Origin of the sequence: Photobacterium ganghwense, from assembly GCF_003025595.1 — a bacterium.
Lineage (GTDB): Bacteria > Pseudomonadota > Gammaproteobacteria > Enterobacterales > Vibrionaceae > Photobacterium > Photobacterium ganghwense.
The window spans coordinates 1-976 of record NZ_PYMI01000029.1; the positions used below are offsets into that span (position 1 = coordinate 1).

Annotated in this window: 1 protein-coding gene and 1 pseudogene; both read right to left on the bottom strand. The window is 58.2% G+C overall.

The window, feature by feature from the left end; translation table 11 throughout:
• Positions 1–178: 178 nt before the first annotated feature.
• Entirely contained in the window at positions 179–463 is a 285-nt protein-coding gene (locus C9I92_RS25080; protein ID WP_107193949.1) for a hypothetical protein, read from the bottom strand.
• A gap of 9 nt (positions 464–472) precedes the next feature.
• Positions 473–976, bottom strand: a pseudogene (locus tag C9I92_RS25085) (major capsid protein P2); the annotation flags it as partial.

Consider the following 976-nt stretch of genomic DNA (forward strand, 5'->3'; position numbering starts at 1 on the left):
AGCCACAGCTGAATCCCTTCGCCGGTCAGCCGGTACAAATCGGCCTCCCGCCGACGTACCATGCCAGTTACGTCTTCCAGTTCTGCTCGGGGCATGTCCGAACCATCAAAGGCCGGACGTAGTGCTTGCATCTGAGGTTTGAAGTTCGGCGCAGTTGGCCGGATAAACTCAAAACGCATTACTTGCCCCGCAGCATCAGAAACATAAACAGCATCAGAACCAGCGCCCCGCCGCCCGCGACCATTAAGGTCTGGTTGGTGGTCAGGCCGTACCAGATAGGCTGGCCGTTCGGTTGCTGGGCAGGTTGCTGACGGTCTGGCACTCGGTTTTCTTCCGGTGCGGCAGACGAGACCTTTTCGGCCTCGTTGTTAAACCAGGCATCCACCCAGCTGTTGCCACCTTCCACGGCTGAATCCCAGATACCCCCGAGGGATTCCCCCAGGTTGTCCAGTAAATCGTTCATGCCGCCCCCTTATGCCTTGGTTGGTAGCGGGTTCACCTGCTGCACGGCTTCAACAATGACCTGCACGCTGCCAACCTGCGATTTATCCAGCTCGAAAGCCAGTTGGCTGCGGGCGGCGGTATTGAGCATGCCGTCGGCACCAAAGCCGTAACGGATGAAGTCGAGGCTGAACCAGCCCTGGTTCTGCTCTTTCTTCGATTGCGCCAGGTCAAACGCGTTATCCGCCTTGGTCACGTTCAATTCTTCGTAGGTGTCACGCAGCACGCGGACACGCTCTACCGAATCGTCAAGGAAGTGAATGCGCTTTAGGTTCAGTGCCGGGCTGCGCTCGGCAAAGTCGAACGGCGTGCGGCCAGTTGCCGAGGCAAACCAGGTCAGCTCGTAAATGCGCGGCATGTAGTAACGTGTCGCCTGTGCTGGCAATACATGCGCACGGGCACGAATGGACGGCGTGGCCGTGCCCGCCGGTTTGGATTTCAAGGTGATGTAGACGAACCAGATTTCACCCTGCAA

Coding starts and splice junctions, on each gene's coding strand:
- C9I92_RS25080 (WP_107193949.1), bottom strand. CDS start 463: ATGAACGATTTACTGGACAACCTGGGGGAATCCCTCGGGGGTATCTGG.